The sequence below is a fragment of the Ochrobactrum sp. SSR genome (genome assembly GCF_030067775.1).
GTDB lineage: Bacteria > Pseudomonadota > Alphaproteobacteria > Rhizobiales > Rhizobiaceae > Brucella > Brucella teleogrylli.
The window spans coordinates 1,297,912-1,315,570 of the sequence record NZ_CP125971.1; the positions used below are offsets into that span (position 1 = coordinate 1,297,912).

Here is a 17,659-nt window from a genome sequence, read left to right on the forward strand (position 1 = left end):
CTTTCCGCGCTTTGGCTTAAAGCGGTATTGATAGAACTCTATAGGGTTCGAGCGAAAACGCCCTCTTACCTTCTATGCTGACACTCTGCTCTTCTGGCGTGACATTCACGAGCCAAAGTCCACTCTCCACTGCAAACGCTAGAACATGGCTCGGGCAAGTAGAACGATAGGCGCGCCATTCTTTTCCGGCCAGCGCGGACAAGGCTTTCACGCTGTTGAAAATCGGGCGTGTTTGTCTCGCAGGCGTTGGTTCGTTTTCATGCGCAACCAGCCCGAAGGGACCGGTCAATGCTGATAGCGTCAGACAGTCGAGATTTGCATCTAGCACCCGCGCTGCATAGGCAAAGGCAAATGCTTCCGCGAATTTACCGTTATGGCGCGGATCGCGATTGGCCATGGCGATACGTTTGCTGTTTGGGTTGTCCATCGTCCTGCTGCCATAGGGATTCTGGCGCATGGGAATGGTCGATGGGCCGATGCGATAGCGTTTGTCGCCATAAATGGCGCGTACCGAACGCGTAATGAAGGGCAGCGCCTCCAGTGTTTGCATGACGCTCAGGTCGTCGGCGGCATGCACGATTGGATTGGTGCAATGCGTCACAAAATCGATCAGGGCGCCCGGCACGCGCTTGCGGTTCAATTCCGTGAAATAGCTCAGCATACCGCCGCCGAGGTTAGCATCCGGAAAAGCGGTGCGCGCGGCGTTATAGACTTCTTCCAGTGGTGGGCAAGGCGGCCAAGCGCTGCCGGGCGGCGTGGACTGGCGATCTATTGACGGTGAGACAATGATAGCGTCGGGCGCAAAGCCTGCTGCTTTCATTTGCGTCGCAATCTGGGTGGTTTCGTCGATGAGTGACCCTTCACAGGGAAGTGCGATCTCCAGCGATGTGCGCCCCTTATATCCAGCGGCAAGAGCAGCAAAGTCTGCAAATGCTGTTGCGTCATGTCCGGCATGTGGATCGTAATGGAACAGCAAATCCTGCGGAGAGATTTCGCTTAGCAGGCCGGACGAAGCAAGGCTCGCCTTGGCTTCTTCCGGCGTGATGATGATGCCGATACTTGGCATGATGCCGCGCGCGTCGTCAGGCGTAATGAACACTGGTTCGGTGTTTGAAGTGACGGCAGTGGATGCACTCGACCGCTTATCGTGGATGGTCAATACGACCCGCTGATTGATTGGTTCGTTGGCTTCAATCCGATAGGGCCAAGGCAGCGCGAGAGGGCGCACATAGGTTTTATAGGAGGCATCGGACCAGTTGCGCTGATCCTCCATCTCGAAGACATCGTCTTCCATACGGCATTCGGCCAACACACCCGGAAGGGCTTCATGGGTGATGGCGCGCATATCCTTAAATGGTTGCCACGGCTCGATGAGATCGGGCAGATGGGTCTGTACATGCGTTCCATCGACATGTTCCACCGTAACCGGCGAACCGGCAAGCCCGACAATCGGATGCAGAATACAAAAGCCGCAGCGGTTGGTTTCGAAGCCGGTTGTCGTTGTAGCCACAGCGTCGAATGTTAGTGTGCCACCAGTATTCGCCGATATGGTCACAGCAACCATTAGCTCGCTATCGCTGGGACCGTTGACATAGGCCTGATAGGCGACAGTAAAACCAGCTGCGTTTCTCTCTACGGTCAGGTCGCGGATAGAAGGGGCATATGTCCCCCAGTCGCGGTCGCGTATGAGATAAGACACCGCGCGCAGCACCTCGACACCATCATAGGTGATAGTGCGCAAATTACCATCGCTCAGATCGACTGCGAGACGCCCAGCTTGCAGGTGCAGTGGCCGGGCAGCGGTTTCTTCTGTGCCATAAAGCAGAAACGGATCGACGCTGCTCATCCCAGCATAGCCTTCACATCGACGCGGTTGCCGCTGGCCGCACTGTCATAAGCTGCATCCACCAGCGCGAAGGTTTTGAGATTATCGGCACCCGACGTTGACGTTTCCGCGCCGGAGGCAAGTTTGTCGATCCAGTGTTGCTGGATCGCGAAGACGCTCTCCTGAATATTGTGCCAGGGACGCGATGCCCAGGACAGCAGTTTGGGTGAAACGTCCGAAACGGTTGTACCTCCAGCATTGATGACTTCCAGACGGTATCCCTGATGAAGCCGCATTGAGCCTGCCGTGCCATCCAGTTCGATGAGGGTTTCCGGGAAGGGGTCGACCTGAAGTCTGGTAGCATAGCTGACATCGACGACGGATGTGGCGCCATTTTCATGGTCGAGCAAAATGGTCGCGACGTCCTCGCCCTTAATCTTCGGGTTCACGCGTTTGGTCCGTGCGACGAGGCTTGCTACATCACCGAGAATAAAGCGTGCAATATCGAGCGTGTGGATGCCAAGGTCTTCGATGATGAAGCGCTCGCCTTTCGCAAGATAAGGCTGGCCCGAGAAGACATCGTAGCCCGACCGGAAGGAAAAACGCCCCCAGAAGGGATCGCCTATCGCACCACTATCGAGTGCTTTTCGCACCGCCTGTATCGGTGTCTGCCAGCGGAAATTCTCGTGAACCATCAAGGGAATACCGGCATCTTGGCACGTTCTCACCATGGCCTTGGCGTCATCGAGGTTCTTGGCAAAAGGCTTTTGGCAGATGGCGGGTACTTTATGAGCAGCGGCCATTTCAACCAGCATGCGATGGCTTCCAACTGTCGTGGCTATATCGACAAAATCGATATTTCCATCGGCAAACAGCGCCTCGGCATCGGTATAGCGACGTTCGATCCCGAACTGATCGCCAACGATCTTCAGTCGCTCGGGGTCGCGGTCGCAGATCGCCACGATTTTTGCACCGGAAACATCGTTCCAGGCATGCATCTGATTGATTGCGAAGAAGCCGCAGCCGATGAGCGCGCCCTTGAATTCTGCCATTATCCTGCCTTTGCCATTTGCATGAGCGTGACGCGCTGCTGAAGGCGGCGCTGTGCCTGGTCTACAACCACGGCGATGATGATGACGAGGCCCTTGATGACCATCTGCCAGAAGGACGATACCCCCATCATGACCAGACCATCAGAAAGAATCCCGATCACGAAAGCGCCGATAATCGTTCCACCGATGGTACCGCGCCCGCCCGACATGGAGGTTCCACCCAGAACGGCCGCCGCGATAGCATTGAGTTCGAAGGAGTTTCCAGTTGCCGGGTGCGAAGCCATCAGTTCAGACGAAATGATAAGTCCGGCAATGGCGGCGCAAAAGCCCGAAAACATGTAGACGAACATTTTTACGCGGTCGACGCGGATACCGGACATGCGCGCTGCGCGCTCATTGCCACCCACCGCGAAAATCTGTCGTCCCAACGGCGTGTACCGGGCGACATAGGCTGCGCCCAATGCAACGACGATCAGAAGCCAGATGGAAACCGGCAAGCCGAGGATGCTGCCCGCGCCGAGAAAGCCGAAGCCGGTGGTGCCGAGATCTTCTCGCCCGACGAGGTTCGGGAAGGTCTGGCCGTCAGACGACAACAGAGCAAGGCCGCGCGCGACATATAGGGTTCCAAGTGTTGCGATGAATGGCGCCACGTTGAGTCTGGTAATCAGGAGCCCGTTGATGAAGCCGACCGCGACACCCACAGCCAGTGTGATGAGCGATATCTCGATCACATTGAAATAGATCGTATAACCGATCCCCAGATCGATGCCGTAGATCAAAAGACCACCAGCGACCATGCCGCACAGGCCGACAATCGAACCGACAGACAAGTCGATCCCGCCCGTGATGATGACAAAAGTCATGCCCATGGCGAGAAAGGCGTTCAGCGCCACGTGTTTCGACATCAAAATGAGATTGGCTGTCGAAAGGAAGTTCGGTGCGGCGAAGGAGAAAAAGATGAAAACTGCAAAAAGCGCAATGAATGTCCGCAGCTTCATCAGCGTCAGCAAGGCCGATCCGCTCGAAAAGGTTGGGTCAGTGGCTGCCGTGGCGGTTTTGGCTGTCATGACGCGAGTTCCTTGGTTTGCAGATCGTGGTTATGGCCGTGGCCCTTGGCCGAGGCCGCTATGATATCGGCTTCCGTCGCATGCTCGCGGTCAAAGATGGCAATCAGCTTGCCATTGCTGAGCACGGCGATGCGGTCGGATAAGGCCATGACTTCTTCCAGATCGGAGGTTGAAAACAGGATGGCCAGTCCTTCGCCAGCGAGGCGGCGCATGGTGCGGAAAACATCCGCCTTTGCGCCAACGTCGATGCCGCGTGATGGCTCGTCCATCAAAAGAACTTTCGGATTGGTCATCAGCGCTTTGCCGATCACAACCTTCTGCTGGTTGCCACCCGACATCGAAGTCACTTCGAAATCCGGGTTCGGGGCTTTGATGGCGAGATCCTTGATCGCCTGCCTGACGGCTTCCTTCTCAAGCTTCGGCGCGATGTGGAACAGTTTCGCAAGCCGGTCGAGACTGGCCATCGTCAGGTTGCTGGCAATCGACAGAACCTGCACCAGACCCTCTCGCTGACGGTCTTCGGGAATAAGCGCAAGTCCACGCCTTATGCGGCGTGTCGTATCGCGCTCGGTCACTTTCTGGCCGTCTATGAAAATCTGGCCGGTCGAATGGCGGTGCTGACCCATGACGCATTCAAAAAACTCGGAACGGCCCGCACCCATAAGGCCGTATATTCCCAGAACTTCACCGGCGTGGACCGACAAGGACACATTATCGACGGCAAGGCCGCCTGTGGCGCGGGGCAGGGTGATGTTTTCGGCGCGGAACCGCTCTTCGCCTATCGTGTGGTTCACCGATTTGGCAAAATCCTTGGCATCGGAGCCGATCATGGAACGCACGATCCATTGCGTATCGATGTTCCTGACTTCTTCCTGGCCGGTGATCTTGCCATCGCGCAGCACAGTGATGTAATCGCCAATGCGCATCAGTTCTTCCAGACGATGCGAAATATAGACGATAGCGACGCCCTGACTTTTCAACTCGGCGATGACCTTGAAGAGAATATCGACCTCGGCGGCTGAGAGCGCGGATGTCGGTTCGTCCATGATAACGATGCGCGCATCGAGCGAAATGGCTTTGGCGATTTCCACCAATTGCTGCTGGCCGATGGGAAGATCGGAAACCAGCATATTGGCATCGATGCCAGCATCCAGACGCCTGAGATATTCGTTGGCCTTTTGGACCTGCGCCTTGTGATCGATGCCGCGTACTCCGCGCATGATCTCACGGGTGGCGAAAATATTCTCGGCCACGGACATATTGGCGAACAGATTGAGTTCCTGAAAGATCATCGCGATGCCGCACTTTTGCGCATCGGCAGGACTGTCGAAAACAACCGGTTCACCGTCGAGAATGATCTTGCCCATGGTCGGACGCTCAACACCGGCGATGATTTTCATCAATGTGGATTTGCCAGCGCCGTTCTCGCCCACCAGCACATTGACCGATCCGCGTCGCAATTCGAGATTGGCGCGTTTGACGGCGACGATCCCCGAATAGACTTTCGATACGTCTTCAAGCTTGAGGACGATATCGTTTTTGATTGGCTGCTCCGTTTCCATGGCTCACTTCTCCAGCGCAATGGATACGGGCGTGAAAAGCGGTAACTGGCCCTTGGATGGCATGGCGAAGGCGCCACTGGCCTTTACTTTCATGCCGACCAGATTTTCGCGTGGCAGCTTCGACAAAACTTCGTCGTTGACGCGGGTATTGAACGATTTCCCGAACTGCGCCCATTCGATCTGGTTGCGGAATTCATTGAAGTTCACAAAGCTCAAGCTGTCGCGAATGGCCGTTCCGCGAACGGTTGGCCCGATCTGAACACGCGCATCCGCCTTGCCATCGCCATTGCTGTCCACATCGACATAGGCAGCCCGCGATTTGGTCTCGGCGCCAACAACCGTACCTTCCAGCCTGGTTGCAAAGGTCCAAGGCGCGTTGCCCTGCTTTTCGCGGTGGCCGAATTTGTTTCCCGCCGCGTCAGCGTCGGTATTGGCTGCCGTCATGACTTCATCAAGCGTCACGGTCTTTTCCGCGAAGAACGGTTTGACCTTGGAATCCCAGATGTCGGCAACCGAGCGGTCCGGGTTGAAATTGTCACCGCGGGCAGCTGCGGCTTCCTCAGCTGTTGGCGTCTTGATGATCTTGCAGCCCGAAAGCGCAACACCACAGGCCAGCACAACAAGGGACGCTGACTTCAGCACTGACATGAAGATATCCTCGGTATGGGGAATATGCCGGGAGCATTACGGCTCCCGGCTCTCAACTTTCCGGGGCTCAATCCTTCAAAGCGAAGGTTTCGAGCTTTTCCGCGTTGTCGCCGTTGATCAGAACGCAATCCATCAACTGCTTCTCTTCAGCAGGCTTTTTGCCCGACTTGATGAATTCGTCAGCCTGAACGACAGCGGTTTGCGCCTGCGCGTAAGCTGGCTGCAGGACGGTGGCCTTGATGCCGCCAGCCTTGATGGAATCGCGTACATCGTTGGAGCCGTCGAAGCCGACGACGATCACGTCCTTACGACCGGCAGCTTCGAGAGCCGCCCAAGCGCCCATCGCCATCGTATCGTTGCCTGAAATCACGCCTTTGATGTCCGGATTGGCCTGCAGAATGCTCTGCATTTTGGTGAAGGCTTCCGGCTGGCTCCAGTTGGCCGACTGCTGTGCGACCATCTTCATATCTGGATAGTCGTCGATAACGTCGTGATAGCCCTTGGAGCGGATGCCCGCATTGAGATCGGCTTCGCGGCCAAGCAATTCCACGTAATTGCCTTTTTCGCCCATCAGCTTGACGAATTCTTCCGCGCCGAGCTGGGCGCCCTGATAGTTGTTGGACACAATCTGCGAGACGGCAATGCCGGTCGCATTGATTTCACGGTCGATCAGGAAGGATGGAATGCCTGCATCTTTCGCCTTCTGCACGGCAGCGATAGACGCTTCGGAACCGGCATTGTCCAGAATAATCGCCTTGGCGCCACGCCCGATTGCCGTATCGACGAGCTGAGATTGCTTGTTTGCGTCGTCGTCGTGAACGAGGATCAGCGTTTCATAGCCAAGTTCCTTGGCTTTTGCCTCTGCGCCCACGGCTTCGGCCTTGAAGAACGGGTTATCGTGCGAGGGTGTAATGATCGCGATGAGGTCCGCCGCCCAGGCTGGCATGACTGTGCCTGCCGACAGCGCACCAGCGACGATGGCCAGCGCGATACCGCGCGTCAGTTTCCTGCGTGTGAATTCCATAATTTCCTCCCAGTGTGTTCAGCCCTGTTCCCAGCAGGGCAGTGAAGGAGGGCGCTTGACCCTCCCGTTGATTATCAGGTGATACGGCGAATGCTTTCGGCGATCTCCTGCGGTTCAAACACGTTTTTCCAGTCGTCGCGCATCAGCGCGGGTATGCCGAACTCGATTGCCTTGTTGCAGGCATCCGAGAATACGCCGTCGACTTCCTTGAAGATGACCGCGCCCAGAACATTCATATGGCCGAGCAGGAAGTCGCGGGCCGCTTCTTCCGGTACGCCACGCCGCACGCATTCGTCCATTGCCTGGCGCATGACGACGAGAAGTGAGGCGCAGACGGTTTCCGAAAGACCCGGCTCCAGCATCGCCATTTGTTCGACCGTGACGCGATGCGAGCGCATGACGGGGGCCCAGATCACCTTTGCGATTTCTTCGCCCAGCGCGTAATCCGTTTCCGGCCCCTGCATGAGCGCCGAAACGATATGCTGCTTGGCGAAAAGACCACCGAAATGATCCTTCTTTGCCTGCATGTCGGTCTCGTCGTTGAAGATCGGCGGATGGCATGGGTGGGTGACGAAATAGGTCAGATCGGCGCGTTCGGGCAGATGACCTGCGAAGGGAGCTGCCGCGTCAAGCGCGATCACCATGGTGCCGGGCTTCAGCTTGTCGATAATGCCTGCGGCCACTTTTCCGATGAGGGTGTCCGGCACGGCCAGAATGACAACCTCGGCGCCTGCAAGGCCTGATCGGCATCGACTGTGTCGATGCCCAGATCGTTCTTCAGACGCGCCTTGCCTGCATCGCTGACTTCAATATGGCGGACGTCGAAGCGCGAGCCCTTCAAGTTCTTGGCCAGACGGTAACCCATCTTGCCGCCTGCGCCGAACAAAGCGATTGCTGTCATGGTTGAATTTTCCTCCGGTGTCTTTGGTAACTTAACTGGTATAACCAGTCAATGAGTATTCCAGATTTCAGTTGGGTAAACCGTCGCGTATTTGGCTGAAATAATTGTCAGCGCCGACCTGTCCGCCTTTCAGTGCGATTTGCAGGCCATGGGTCGCAGTATCGCCACCATGCGCCGTGCAAAGCGGCGAGCCGGGTGTTTGCGGAAGCGGCAGCAGCGTGGTCAGCGCATCGACATGCAGCTCGCGCAGGGCGTGACTGGACGTGTCGCCACCAGCTATTACGGCGCGCGGCAGTTTTTCGCGCTCAACCAGACTGCGCAGGATCGAGCCCAGAATGTGCGCCAGTCGATGGCGGCTCCCGGCGATACGGTCGATTTCGCGACCGCGATCAGCAGAGGGGCCGAGCGCCGTGTTGAGAATGACGCTTCTGCCAGCCTGCAAGGTTTTTTGCGCATGTGCGACGGCGGTTTCCATCGCCTGCGCAGCATTTTCGCCAAGGAGTTCGAGCGGATCGAGATTGATGCCGTCAAAACCGGCTGCGGTTGCGGTGCGGATTTGTCTTTCCGTTGTCGGCGAAACGCTGCCCGACACCACGGCGATACGATCCACTTTGCCCGGCAGGGGAAAATCTTTCCGAGCGCCGATCAGGCCCGCCTCCCGCCACGCGGATAACAGGGCGTATTCAATGCCGGACGAACCGGCGACAAACCAGCCTTGGCGGGCACGTAAACGCCAGAGTTGTTCACCTGCGCGCAACTGGCTTTCGGTGCTATCCACATCGAACAGCACCATGCCGGTCGCCTTTTGCGTGATCGCGTCGATACGCTTATCCGCTTCAGATGCGGCCAGCGCTGCGCTATCAACCAATTCGGCTTTCAATGTCGTTTGTTTGGCCAGATGCAGCCGCAGATCGGCTTCATGCATAGGCGTCACAGGGTGACGGCTCATCACTGGATGGCGGTCGATGCGGTAGGTTTCACCCTGATAGGCGGCAAAGAGATTGCCGAAGGATGTGTAGCGCTTGAGTTGCGGCGCGCCGACGATCAGCGGAACATAAGCCTGCTGGAAGACCGATTTGCCGATCTCGATCGCCTTGCCGATATTGCCGACATGCGGCGCGGAATCGAAAGTGGAACAGACCTTGTAGTGGCAAATTGCGGCATTGAGGCTACGCAGCCAGGCGAAGGCGGGGGTCAGATGCGCATCCATCCAATCCGGGGTTTCGCTGCGGCTGGTGCCTGCAAGACCAATGGCCCGGCAATGTCCAAAGCGCGATAGAAGAGCGTCATCCGGCTTGTTCATGAACAAGACAGTTTCGATGCCATTCGAACTGAGCGCTTCCATCACATCCGTGGAACCGGTCAGATCATCTCCGTAATAGGAAAGCAGCGGAGCGAGGCTGGTCATCCTTCGCCTCCATTGCCGAATTTCGCCAGCGAGGCCGCGAGTTCGGGGTGGTCTTTTGCGTAAACCTCAAGCGGGATGTCGGCCACTGCGGCTTCCCATGCCTGTTGCACGGCGCGAACCCCTGCTGCGGGTCCGCCGGGATGGCTGACGATGCCGCCGCCGCACAAATAGAGGAGGTCCGTGGTGCGGCCCGTGCGGGCATAGGTTTCCGGCGCCTGCCCGCCCCATTGACCGGAGCCTGCAACCGGCAGCGGGCAATCGGTAGGATCGAATAGCGGTGTGCTGATCGCCTTGAACGACGAGACGAAGCTTTCGTCCGGCTCCCAATATTTCACGCGAATGCCGTTGATCTGAAACTGATCGACGCCGAGCAGGCGCCAGAACTGCTGATAGACGCGGAAATCCATGCCGGCGCCCGGATTGCGGGTCAGAACGTCCCAGCCGTTGCGATGCGCATGCAGGACAAGACCCGAGCGCTTGCGCAGGAAACTCATGCCGCCGAAGCCGATGGAGTTGATATTGACCACGGCGCAATTGCCACCCGCTTCGAGCACCATGTCATGATTGCGCATCATCTCGTCGGGATCGGCATGCGAGATGCCGAAGGCATACATGACCTTCTTGCCGGTCTTCTGTTCGTGATCGAGAATGCGCGGCATGATTGCCGCAACGCGTTCTTTCAGCGGGGAGTAAGCAGGACTCATCAGTTTTTCATCGTCCTTGATGAAATCCACGCCGGATTCAATCAACTCGCCCACCAATTCCGCCGTTTCATGGGGACGCAGGCCAAGCGCGGGCTTGACGATGGTGCCAATGATCGGACGCTTTTCAACGCCGGCGAGCTTGCGGCTTCCCTCAATACCGAATTGCGGGCCGGGATGGGCGTCGCGGAATGCCTGTGGCAGCTTCATATCGACGATGCGAATGCCGGTCATGCCCTTGATCGAATAGACCCCGCCAATGGCGATGGTCATAAGAGCGGCGAGATCGGTGCCGACCGCATCAAGCGGAAAAGCAATATCAACATCGGCGCGCCTGATCGGGCCGTGATCGCATTCCAGTTCTGGCCAGGCTGGAACCTGCGCGTCTTCCAGAGGGCGTATATCCAGCACCTTGGCGGCGACGCGGGCCTTCAATTCCTCCGTTTCACCGGGAACAGCAACAAAAGTGCCGGTGGATTGATCGCTGGCGATCTTGGCCGCCATCTTCTCAATGTTGCCGGTGCTTTCTATGCGATAGGTCAAGCGGATGTTCATCGGAATTGCCGTCACTCGCTGTTTTACTCGTGCCAGCGAAAAGCGCATGGCGTTTGAATGCAAACTGGTATAATGAGTATTCCAATATGTGCAAGAGGAAAAATTGTGAGCCCCTGCACATGGATGTGGGTAACGGCTTTCATCTGCGCCGTTGAAGATGCATAAGGGAACAAAGCTCATGACTAGTGAGATGCCATGACCCAGCCAATCGAACCTATCGTTCGCCGTAAATTGTCAGACGAAGTTTTTGACCGGCTTGAAACCATGATCACGTCGGGTGAATTGCTGCCGGGCGATGAAATGCCATCCGAACGGGTTTTGATGGAACGCTTCGGCGTAGGTCGTCCGGCGATCCGCGAGGCAATGCAGTCGCTTGCAAAAATGGGTTTGGTCAGCATTTCGCATGGAGAGCGCGCGAAGGTTCTCAAGCTCACCGCAAGGTCGATATTTCAACAGGTGGACCCCACGGCGAAGATCATGCTCGCGCAGTCGATGGAGACGCTCGAGCATCTGAAGAGCGCGCGTATCTTTTTTGAACGCGGCGTTGCACGTGAGGCGGCGCAAAAGGTGACTGCGCGCGATATTTCGGAATTGCGGGATATTATTGAACGGCAACGGCAGTCATTGGGTGATGCCGATGCGTTCATCGCTGCGGATATGGAGTTTCATATTCGCATAGCAAAGATTCTGGATAATCCGATCTTTGTGGCGGTCAGCGAAGCCATGCTGGCGTGGCTGAAGGAATACCACACACACATGCTGATCTGGACCGGCAAGGAAAAATACACGCTTGCCGAGCACACCGAAATTCTAGACCGTTTGGCCGAAAATGACGCTGAAGGCGCCGAGGCGGCAATGCTGGCCCATCTGAAGCGTTCACGCGACTTATATGTGAAGTGATCGACCGTTTCGGGTGAATTCCGTCGTAAGTTCGCATTGAGTGCGGATTTTTCTGCCGCGTCTGCTCCAGACATACATATTCCGATATATTTGCTTTTCTGGAAATAGAAGTAAGTGTAATATTTATTCATCAAATATTATATTTTAAATATATTTTGTTGGAATCTATAAAATATATTTGAATTACTGCGTGATGAAGACGGAAGCCTTCGTTGGTGTGTTAGTTTTGCAATTAATTAATGTCTCTCTTGCCAATTTCAATTTATGTGGTGTAGCTTAAATAAGGGAATGCTGCATCTGTCCGCTCTATATCAAAGGTATACACCTGACCGGAGGACCAAAGCATGAAAGCTCAAACTGAGCTTGCGTCACAGATAATTGGTTCAAATCGGCTTGAGAGTTTCGCTGACGGTTCGCCGTCGGGCGGGTAGCGTACGCACTAACTGGCACCAACACAATCATTGAGCTCTATTCATCCGCGACTTGTTGGTGGTTGACGTTTGAATTGCGGTGCAGTGCATAAAACTGAATAGCATGCGTCTTTATCATCCCCGACAACAAAGGAGAATTGCTGTGACTTTTGTTAAAGCCAAGGATGGAACAGAGATTTTTTATAAGGATTGGGGCCCGAAGGATGCGCAGCCGATTCATTTCCACCATGGTTGGCCATTAAGCGCCGACGATTGGGATAATCAGATGCTATTCTTCCTAAAGGAAGGCTTCCGCGTTGTTGCTCACGATCGTCGTGGCCATGGCCGGTCGAGCCAGGTCAGTGAAGGACACGATATGGATCACTACGCCGCCGATGCTTCGGCCGTCGCGGAGCATCTCGATCTTCGCAATGCCATTCATATAGGCCACTCAACCGGCGGCGGCGAGGTTGCTCGTTATGTCGCGCAACATGGCCAGCCACAAGGTCGTGTCGCCAAAGCCGTGCTGGTCAGCTCTGTTCCACCACTGATGGTGAAGACAGAGAATAATCCTGAGGGTACTCCGATCGAGGTGTTCGATGGCTTTCGCGCCGCTCTCGCCGCCAATCGCGCTCAGTTTTTCATCGACGTGCCCGCCGGCCCTTTCTATGGCTTTAACCGCCCGGGAGCGGAGCCTTCACAAGGCGTGATAGATAACTGGTGGCGGCAGGGCATGATGGGCAGTGCCAAGGCGCATTATGAGGGCATAAAAGCCTTCTCGGAAACTGATCAGACTGCGGACTTGAAAGCGATTACAGTTCCAACGCTTGTGCTTCAGGGCGATGATGACCAAGTCGTTCCCTATAAAACTGCCGCGCTTATGCAAGACAAGCTACTGCAAAACAGCAAGTTGATCATCTATCCGGGTTTCTCGCATGGAATGCTAACGGTCAATGCAGATGTGGTTAACGCCGATTTGCTCGCCTTTATTCGCAGCTAAGAGACAGGTGCGCCGGTATTACCCGGCGCATTTCACTTTGATTCATTGCGCTTGGCTTTTTGCCAGATGTTGAAAGTTGAACTATTGGAGCGGCGGTTTAAAAAACCAATTGTCCAGAACATAGGCTGCTTGACTTCATCGCTAAATGCAGGGAGCGTTCAAACACTGGGATTATGGTCGGTCACCCGAGGCTGCATGATGAAATTCGGAACGGGAAGTACGTTACGGTAAAATCGCCGTCCGCAAATCGGCGGGCAGGAAAGCCGAGAATAACCTCTATACGGGACAGTTTTTGGGTAAACGCAGCCTGTTTCCAGCACTGTGTTCACCCTCGTTATATTTAAACAGACTCAACGATATCAAAGGGACTGGCACAAGCGGGTTTTAGCTACACGACTTCAATTCGCCCCTTCATATTGGGATGAAACCGGCAATAGTAATCAATGTTGGCTTTGTCCGTGATGACCCTACTCGCCCGTTTCCCGGGTGGTATCATGATTTCCCATCCACCTTGAACTGCAACGGTAGGAGCCATCGGGTCGTTATTTGCCCACTCAACGGTCTCGCCTGCCTTTAATTTGACAATGCTCGGTTCCCCACTTCCGTTATGATATACCTTTGTAGGTCCGCGCGTCAGCGATATTGGAAAAGTTCACCATCAGGAACCGGCTTGCCGGTTATCGCGGCTGTGATGTTTTGCGATGCGATCATGGCAAAGGTAATTCCGTTGCCACCGAAACCCATGGCTGCGAATATGCGTTCATATCCCGGTACACGGTCGATGATCGGCAAGCCATCTTGCGTAATTCCGAATGGCGAAGACCATATATAGTCTGGCTTATCGATCGCAATTCCGGTGAGGTCTTTCAGCTTTTTCGCGATGATGGCCGCTTTATATGCCAGCTTCTTTGGATCGTGGTTGCTTTCTTGCGCCTGCTCGTCTTCACCCCCGGCGATGATGCGCCCAAATGCATCAGTTCTCAAATAAAGATAGGGATCCGCAGCTTCCCAGACGAGCATGTTGCGCATCCAATGGGGCACATCAAGCAAAGGCTTCGAAGCGATTGCCCAGGTCGATGTGATGCTGTGCCATCTGGTTTCCATCTGGGGGAGATATTCATAACCGGTGCAAAACACGGCATGTTCCGCAACCAGAACTTCGCCCTTGCGGGTTGCCAGAGCCACGCCGGACGGCAACTCAGCCATATCGGTGATCTCGACAGGAGAAACAATATGGGCATTGCGCGTCAGCGCCTTGTGCAGAAGCCCGGCGGTCAGCTGTGCTGGATTGGCAGATGCGGAAACATCCGACAAAATCGCGGCGGGACGATCCAGTCCGAAGCGCGCAGTCAGAGCTGCGCGGTTGAGATAGTCGGCTTTGATGCCGATCTCGTTACGCGCCGCCGCCTCCTTGGCCAATGCTTGTGCGCTCATCTCGTTGCCTGCGAGATAGAGCGCTGACTTGCGATGCATTTGGCAGTTGATCTCAAGCCGGGCGGACAAATCGATCAAGTCCTGCACAGCTTGTGCTGACCGAATCCAGGCCGCATTGGCTGGTGCGGCGCCGATTTTCCTGCGCAGTTGCGTGAGAGGTATGTCGATTTCATGCTGGATCATCGATGTGGACGCCGAGGTTGATCCGCGTACAGGAGGCCTGCGGTCAACGATCAACACGCTTTTTCCACTGCGGGTCAGTGCTTCCGCCATCAAAGCCCCGGAGATGCCTGCGCCGATGACGATAACGTCAAAAGACTGATCGGGAAGATGCCGGTCCGCTTGCACCGTGGAATTCGGAGTTTTTATCCAGAAGGGGATTCCGGTTCGCAATTTGTCTTTGCGGGTTGCAGCATCATGATCTGCCATGAACAATCTCCTCCAATGATACTTGAGAACGGGATTTATAAGCGTTTGCGGCAGCCATTGATCTGATCGCGGACTAAAAAAGCTGGAACATCTGCCATGGTAATAGGTTTTGAGGGCAAACAGTTCCCTTAAAATCATCGAGGAGCACGCATGACCAAGTCCAAAAAGTGGTCTGCAGAAGTGACCGAGCATAGCGATGCGCTGACACTGGAACCGCATATTTTCGAAGATAATGATCCGAAGAAGATCGCGCTTTCCCTGAAACGTTCCGCCGATCACAGTCGAAAGCGCAAAACCACTCCATTCCAATCGGCGATGTCGATGTTGACGTTTTATATCAATCGCGCTGGCACAAAGCTGCCGAAAGAGCGCAAACGAATATTGGAGCTGGCGAAAACTGAATTGCGCAGTGCTTACGGAAAGCCGGAGTAACGTTAGACAGCTGGCGGAACAATCGCCTCTGCGACAGGTTCGGCCCTTCTGGAAAAGAGGAAGGAAATCCGATGAAAACGCTGCAACCCAATACCGCAAACGCTGCCCAATTCAAGAAGAACGCTCTGGAATTGCAATCGGGCGATCCCCCGGAGATACCATCGCCTGAGCCCGAAAAAAGTCCCCCAACGGCCACCGGACACCATACCCCAGCCCGATGGTGATCCAATTGGCCCAGACGAACCGGAACAAATACCGCCGCTTCCCGATCCCGGGCCACCTTCGCCGGAACCGGACAACCCAAGTCAGCCCATGATGTTTTAATGGCTACCTGGATAGGGGTGGTTCTTCAATAGATGGGCAAGATGGACACAATTTGCAGCGACCATTTTCGTCGTTGAAACAACGACTTCGGGAATTGTGTTGAGATCGACGAAGTTGGTTGATTGCATCGCCTCGCCCACCCAATAGGTGACGGCATTCGCTGGCAAGGTCAAACCAACATCGTTCAAAGCCTGATATAGCTCTGCGGATACGTGATGGGCGCCATCCTCATTACCAACCACAACGACCGCAGCTACACAGTCATAGGAAGGCGTCCGGTTCTTGTCTTCTGTTTCGGAAAGAAAGGCATCCATGCGTTCTAAAACACGCTTGCAGATGCTGGATGGCTGTCCGAGCCCGATCGGGGTGCCGAGAATAAAAATGTCGGATACCAAAATCTTTTGCCGCACAATGGGCCATTCATCCTCGTCTCTTTCGCGGGATGTCACACCCGGCTCGATATTGAATGCGTTCAGTCGCAGATGTTCGGTCTCTACCCCATATGAAATGAGATGAGAATCCAGATAGCGTAACAGTTCATCTGTCGAGGACGGCGTATGATCCGCGTTGCCTTTCAATGTTGCATTCAGCGCGAGAGCCTTGAGGGGGATAGGGTTTGGAGAAGTCGTCGTCATTACGTATCTCCTTTTTTCTTCGTGGTGTTGGACTTTGGCTCGCTTAAAGCATCGGAGAGATTTTTGCGGTCGGGATCTGACAGGCTGTGTCCCGCTGCATCGCGTTGTTTGTCGGGATTATCTTCTGCCGGTTCATAACCGCGCGGTCGATTTTCCGGTGGACCTTCCCATTTCGGTTTTTGATCGGTCGTTCCGGGCTTCGGTGAAGGATTTGCCATTGTTCAGCCTCCATTAATTAGGGAGGTCTAACTTCTCAAAACCACATATGTTTCGAACCAAATCGGTTTCTGTCGAAAGACTTGCGGGAACGCAGTCTATTTCGGGCGGTGTCTTTTTGCTCTTCGGGTCGCACTACGCAGCAATTCCTCAACATTCACTTTGGTAGTTTGATCTCCGTTTTCGTCCTCAATTGCCGTCCGTATCGCTTCGACTTCGCTTTCGGTGAGGTGTTCAATGCCGATAAGCTGTGAACGCGCGCCTTCCAGACAACGAATGACTTCGTCCAGCTTCGCCTCCACTGCCGTGGAATCGCGGTTTTGCGAATTCTGGATCAGAAAGACCATCAGGAAAGTGATGATCGTTGTGGCTGTGTTGATGACAAGCTGCCAGGTGTCGGAAAAGCCAAATATCGGACCCGAACAGGCCCATATGAGTATGAACCCCAAAGCAACACCGAACGCATAGGATGTCCCTGCCAGTTCAGCGATAGTCTGGGAAAGGCGAGTGAAGAACTTTTCCATGGCAATTCCTCCTCCAGGATAGTGGAAGCCGACACAGCGCTCCATTGAAACTTATTTGACTGGGATCGGTTCCTTCGTGGCGAAGTCTATAAAGTAAAACGGCGTTGTCGAATTCCGAGGCTCCGGAAGAAATCAGCAAGAGGTCGCCGGAACATTTGCTCTACGAGATCGTTGGGCCAGGGAGGTTTATGGCGATGATTACACCCAACAAAACCACCGATAGTGCCCGTGTCTATCGAGCGCCGGGCGGTCAGAAAGTGGAATCTGAACGGCGCCGTGGATTGCAGGAAGGCCGTATCTATCTGATCTGGTGGATGGTCATTCTCGCGATCATCTGCATCGGTTACGCCACTACGTTCTGGATATGACGAGGAAGCCCAGCCGCACAAGCTTATCAAAAGCCAATCGATTGAGGAAACCATCATGACTGAGCAAGAGCAAAACCCGGCTCCATTGACTGAAGATGAGGATATCAAGTTTCTCGCCGAGAACTCGGATCTTTCGCCGCTACAGGCACGGGAATTGATCGAACGTTTGGGACACCGTGACCGGCAGAAGCTTCTCGCAGAGGCCAAAAAGTTCAAGGCGGAGAGCTAGTGCAGCTTTCGGGAA

The 17,659-nt window shown here is 54.9% G+C and carries 17 protein-coding genes and 1 pseudogene; 5 read left to right on the forward strand and 13 right to left on the reverse strand.

The window, feature by feature from the left end:
* Positions 1–16: 16 nt before the first annotated feature.
* The 9 genes and pseudogenes from QLQ11_RS23590 to oiaX all read right to left on the reverse strand — a co-directional run bounded on the left by QLQ11_RS23590 (position 17) and on the right by oiaX (position 10,743).
* A complete protein-coding gene (locus tag QLQ11_RS23590; protein ID WP_121538952.1) occupies positions 17–1,846 on the reverse strand; it encodes a hypothetical protein in 1,830 nt (609 codons plus the stop codon).
* Positions 1,843–2,877, reverse strand: a complete 1,035-nt coding sequence (locus QLQ11_RS23595; RefSeq protein ID WP_283735313.1) for a Gfo/Idh/MocA family protein — start codon at positions 2,875–2,877, stop codon at positions 1,843–1,845. The genes QLQ11_RS23590 and QLQ11_RS23595 overlap by 4 nt, the downstream gene beginning before the upstream one ends.
* On the reverse strand, positions 2,877–3,944 hold the full coding sequence (locus QLQ11_RS23600) for an ABC transporter permease (protein ID WP_109365877.1): 1,068 nt from the start codon (positions 3,942–3,944) through the stop codon (positions 2,877–2,879). Before QLQ11_RS23600 ends, QLQ11_RS23595 begins: the two co-directional genes overlap by 1 nt.
* The gene (locus QLQ11_RS23605; protein WP_121538950.1) at positions 3,941–5,506 is read right to left on the reverse strand and encodes a sugar ABC transporter ATP-binding protein; all 1,566 of its coding nucleotides are present in this window, start codon (positions 5,504–5,506) and stop codon (positions 3,941–3,943) included. Before QLQ11_RS23605 ends, QLQ11_RS23600 begins: the two co-directional genes overlap by 4 nt.
* A 3-nt stretch (positions 5,507–5,509) precedes the next feature.
* Entirely contained in the window at positions 5,510–6,154 is a 645-nt protein-coding gene (locus QLQ11_RS23610) for a DUF2291 family protein (protein ID WP_283735312.1), read from the reverse strand.
* A gap of 67 nt (positions 6,155–6,221) precedes the next feature.
* Positions 6,222–7,178 (reverse strand): D-ribose ABC transporter substrate-binding protein, encoded by a 957-nt coding sequence (locus QLQ11_RS23615; RefSeq protein WP_109365880.1) that lies wholly within the window; start codon positions 7,176–7,178, stop codon positions 6,222–6,224.
* 74 nt (positions 7,179–7,252) lie between these two features.
* Positions 7,253–8,079 (reverse strand): annotated as a pseudogene (locus tag QLQ11_RS23620) (phosphogluconate dehydrogenase C-terminal domain-containing protein).
* A gap of 67 nt (positions 8,080–8,146) precedes the next feature.
* The gene (locus tag QLQ11_RS23625) at positions 8,147–9,487 is read right to left on the reverse strand and encodes a four-carbon acid sugar kinase family protein (RefSeq protein ID WP_121538948.1); all 1,341 of its coding nucleotides are present in this window, start codon (positions 9,485–9,487) and stop codon (positions 8,147–8,149) included.
* Positions 9,484–10,743 (reverse strand): 3-oxo-isoapionate-4-phosphate decarboxylase OiaX, encoded by a 1,260-nt coding sequence (gene oiaX / locus QLQ11_RS23630; protein ID WP_121538947.1) that lies wholly within the window; start codon positions 10,741–10,743, stop codon positions 9,484–9,486. The genes QLQ11_RS23625 and oiaX overlap by 4 nt, the downstream gene beginning before the upstream one ends.
* A 195-nt stretch (positions 10,744–10,938) precedes the next feature.
* On the opposite strand from oiaX, the gene QLQ11_RS23635 reads away from it, so the two are divergent.
* Positions 10,939–11,643, forward strand: a complete 705-nt coding sequence (locus QLQ11_RS23635) for a transcriptional regulator NanR (protein WP_121538946.1) — start codon at positions 10,939–10,941, stop codon at positions 11,641–11,643.
* 534 nt (positions 11,644–12,177) lie between these two features.
* Complete coding sequence (locus QLQ11_RS23640; RefSeq protein WP_209445994.1) at positions 12,178–13,053, forward strand: alpha/beta fold hydrolase; 876 nt, start codon at positions 12,178–12,180, stop codon at positions 13,051–13,053.
* A 633-nt stretch (positions 13,054–13,686) separates the two neighbouring features.
* On the opposite strand, the gene QLQ11_RS23645 is transcribed toward QLQ11_RS23640, so the two are convergent.
* Positions 13,687–14,916 (reverse strand): FAD-binding oxidoreductase, encoded by a 1,230-nt coding sequence (locus tag QLQ11_RS23645; RefSeq protein ID WP_121538944.1) that lies wholly within the window; start codon positions 14,914–14,916, stop codon positions 13,687–13,689.
* Between the two features lie 150 nt (positions 14,917–15,066).
* On the opposite strand from QLQ11_RS23645, the gene QLQ11_RS23650 reads away from it, so the two are divergent.
* Entirely contained in the window at positions 15,067–15,348 is a 282-nt protein-coding gene (locus QLQ11_RS23650) for a DUF3175 domain-containing protein (RefSeq protein ID WP_121538943.1), read from the forward strand.
* A 320-nt stretch (positions 15,349–15,668) separates the two neighbouring features.
* Here QLQ11_RS23650 and QLQ11_RS23655 read toward each other — a convergent pair whose 3' ends face one another.
* The 3 genes from QLQ11_RS23655 to QLQ11_RS23665 form a co-directional block, all read right to left on the reverse strand.
* Positions 15,669–16,283 carry a flavodoxin family protein gene (locus tag QLQ11_RS23655; RefSeq protein ID WP_121538991.1) on the reverse strand — a complete coding sequence of 205 codons (615 nt, stop codon included), beginning with the start codon at positions 16,281–16,283 and terminating at the stop codon, positions 15,669–15,671.
* A gap of 23 nt (positions 16,284–16,306) precedes the next feature.
* Positions 16,307–16,525 carry a hypothetical protein gene (locus QLQ11_RS23660; RefSeq protein WP_121538941.1) on the reverse strand — a complete coding sequence of 73 codons (219 nt, stop codon included), beginning with the start codon at positions 16,523–16,525 and terminating at the stop codon, positions 16,307–16,309.
* A 96-nt stretch (positions 16,526–16,621) separates the two neighbouring features.
* Positions 16,622–17,047, reverse strand: a complete 426-nt coding sequence (locus QLQ11_RS23665; protein WP_121538940.1) for a low affinity iron permease family protein — start codon at positions 17,045–17,047, stop codon at positions 16,622–16,624.
* 194 nt (positions 17,048–17,241) lie between these two features.
* Between QLQ11_RS23665 and QLQ11_RS23670 the strand changes: the two genes are divergently transcribed.
* On the forward strand, positions 17,242–17,415 hold the full coding sequence (locus tag QLQ11_RS23670; RefSeq protein ID WP_167836117.1) for a hypothetical protein: 174 nt from the start codon (positions 17,242–17,244) through the stop codon (positions 17,413–17,415).
* Positions 17,416–17,470: 55 nt separating this feature from the next.
* Entirely contained in the window at positions 17,471–17,644 is a 174-nt protein-coding gene (locus tag QLQ11_RS23675) for a hypothetical protein (RefSeq protein WP_167836116.1), read from the forward strand.
* Positions 17,645–17,659: the final 15 nt, after the last annotated feature.

What these genes read in the sequence shown, in the direction of transcription:
- QLQ11_RS23590 (WP_121538952.1), bottom strand. Translation starts at nt 1,846, where the DNA reads ATGAGCAGCGTCGATCCGTTTCTGCTTTATGGCACAGAAGAAACCGCT.
- QLQ11_RS23595 (WP_283735313.1), bottom strand. Translation starts at nt 2,877, where the DNA reads ATGGCAGAATTCAAGGGCGCGCTCATCGGCTGCGGCTTCTTCGCAATC.
- QLQ11_RS23600 (WP_109365877.1), bottom strand. Translation starts at nt 3,944, where the DNA reads ATGACAGCCAAAACCGCCACGGCAGCCACTGACCCAACCTTTTCGAGC.
- QLQ11_RS23605 (WP_121538950.1), bottom strand. Translation starts at nt 5,506, where the DNA reads ATGGAAACGGAGCAGCCAATCAAAAACGATATCGTCCTCAAGCTTGAA.
- QLQ11_RS23610 (WP_283735312.1), bottom strand. Translation starts at nt 6,154, where the DNA reads ATGTCAGTGCTGAAGTCAGCGTCCCTTGTTGTGCTGGCCTGTGGTGTT.
- QLQ11_RS23615 (WP_109365880.1), bottom strand. Translation starts at nt 7,178, where the DNA reads ATGGAATTCACACGCAGGAAACTGACGCGCGGTATCGCGCTGGCCATC.
- QLQ11_RS23625 (WP_121538948.1), bottom strand. Translation starts at nt 9,487, where the DNA reads ATGACCAGCCTCGCTCCGCTGCTTTCCTATTACGGAGATGATCTGACC.
- oiaX (WP_121538947.1), bottom strand. Translation starts at nt 10,743, where the DNA reads ATGAACATCCGCTTGACCTATCGCATAGAAAGCACCGGCAACATTGAG.
- QLQ11_RS23635 (WP_121538946.1), top strand. Translation starts at nt 10,939, where the DNA reads ATGACCCAGCCAATCGAACCTATCGTTCGCCGTAAATTGTCAGACGAA.
- QLQ11_RS23640 (WP_209445994.1), top strand. Translation starts at nt 12,178, where the DNA reads ATGCGTCTTTATCATCCCCGACAACAAAGGAGAATTGCTGTGACTTTT.
- QLQ11_RS23645 (WP_121538944.1), bottom strand. Translation starts at nt 14,916, where the DNA reads ATGGCAGATCATGATGCTGCAACCCGCAAAGACAAATTGCGAACCGGA.
- QLQ11_RS23650 (WP_121538943.1), top strand. Translation starts at nt 15,067, where the DNA reads ATGACCAAGTCCAAAAAGTGGTCTGCAGAAGTGACCGAGCATAGCGAT.
- QLQ11_RS23660 (WP_121538941.1), bottom strand. Translation starts at nt 16,525, where the DNA reads ATGGCAAATCCTTCACCGAAGCCCGGAACGACCGATCAAAAACCGAAA.
- QLQ11_RS23665 (WP_121538940.1), bottom strand. Translation starts at nt 17,047, where the DNA reads ATGGAAAAGTTCTTCACTCGCCTTTCCCAGACTATCGCTGAACTGGCA.
- QLQ11_RS23670 (WP_167836117.1), top strand. Translation starts at nt 17,242, where the DNA reads ATGATTACACCCAACAAAACCACCGATAGTGCCCGTGTCTATCGAGCG.
- QLQ11_RS23675 (WP_167836116.1), top strand. Translation starts at nt 17,471, where the DNA reads ATGACTGAGCAAGAGCAAAACCCGGCTCCATTGACTGAAGATGAGGAT.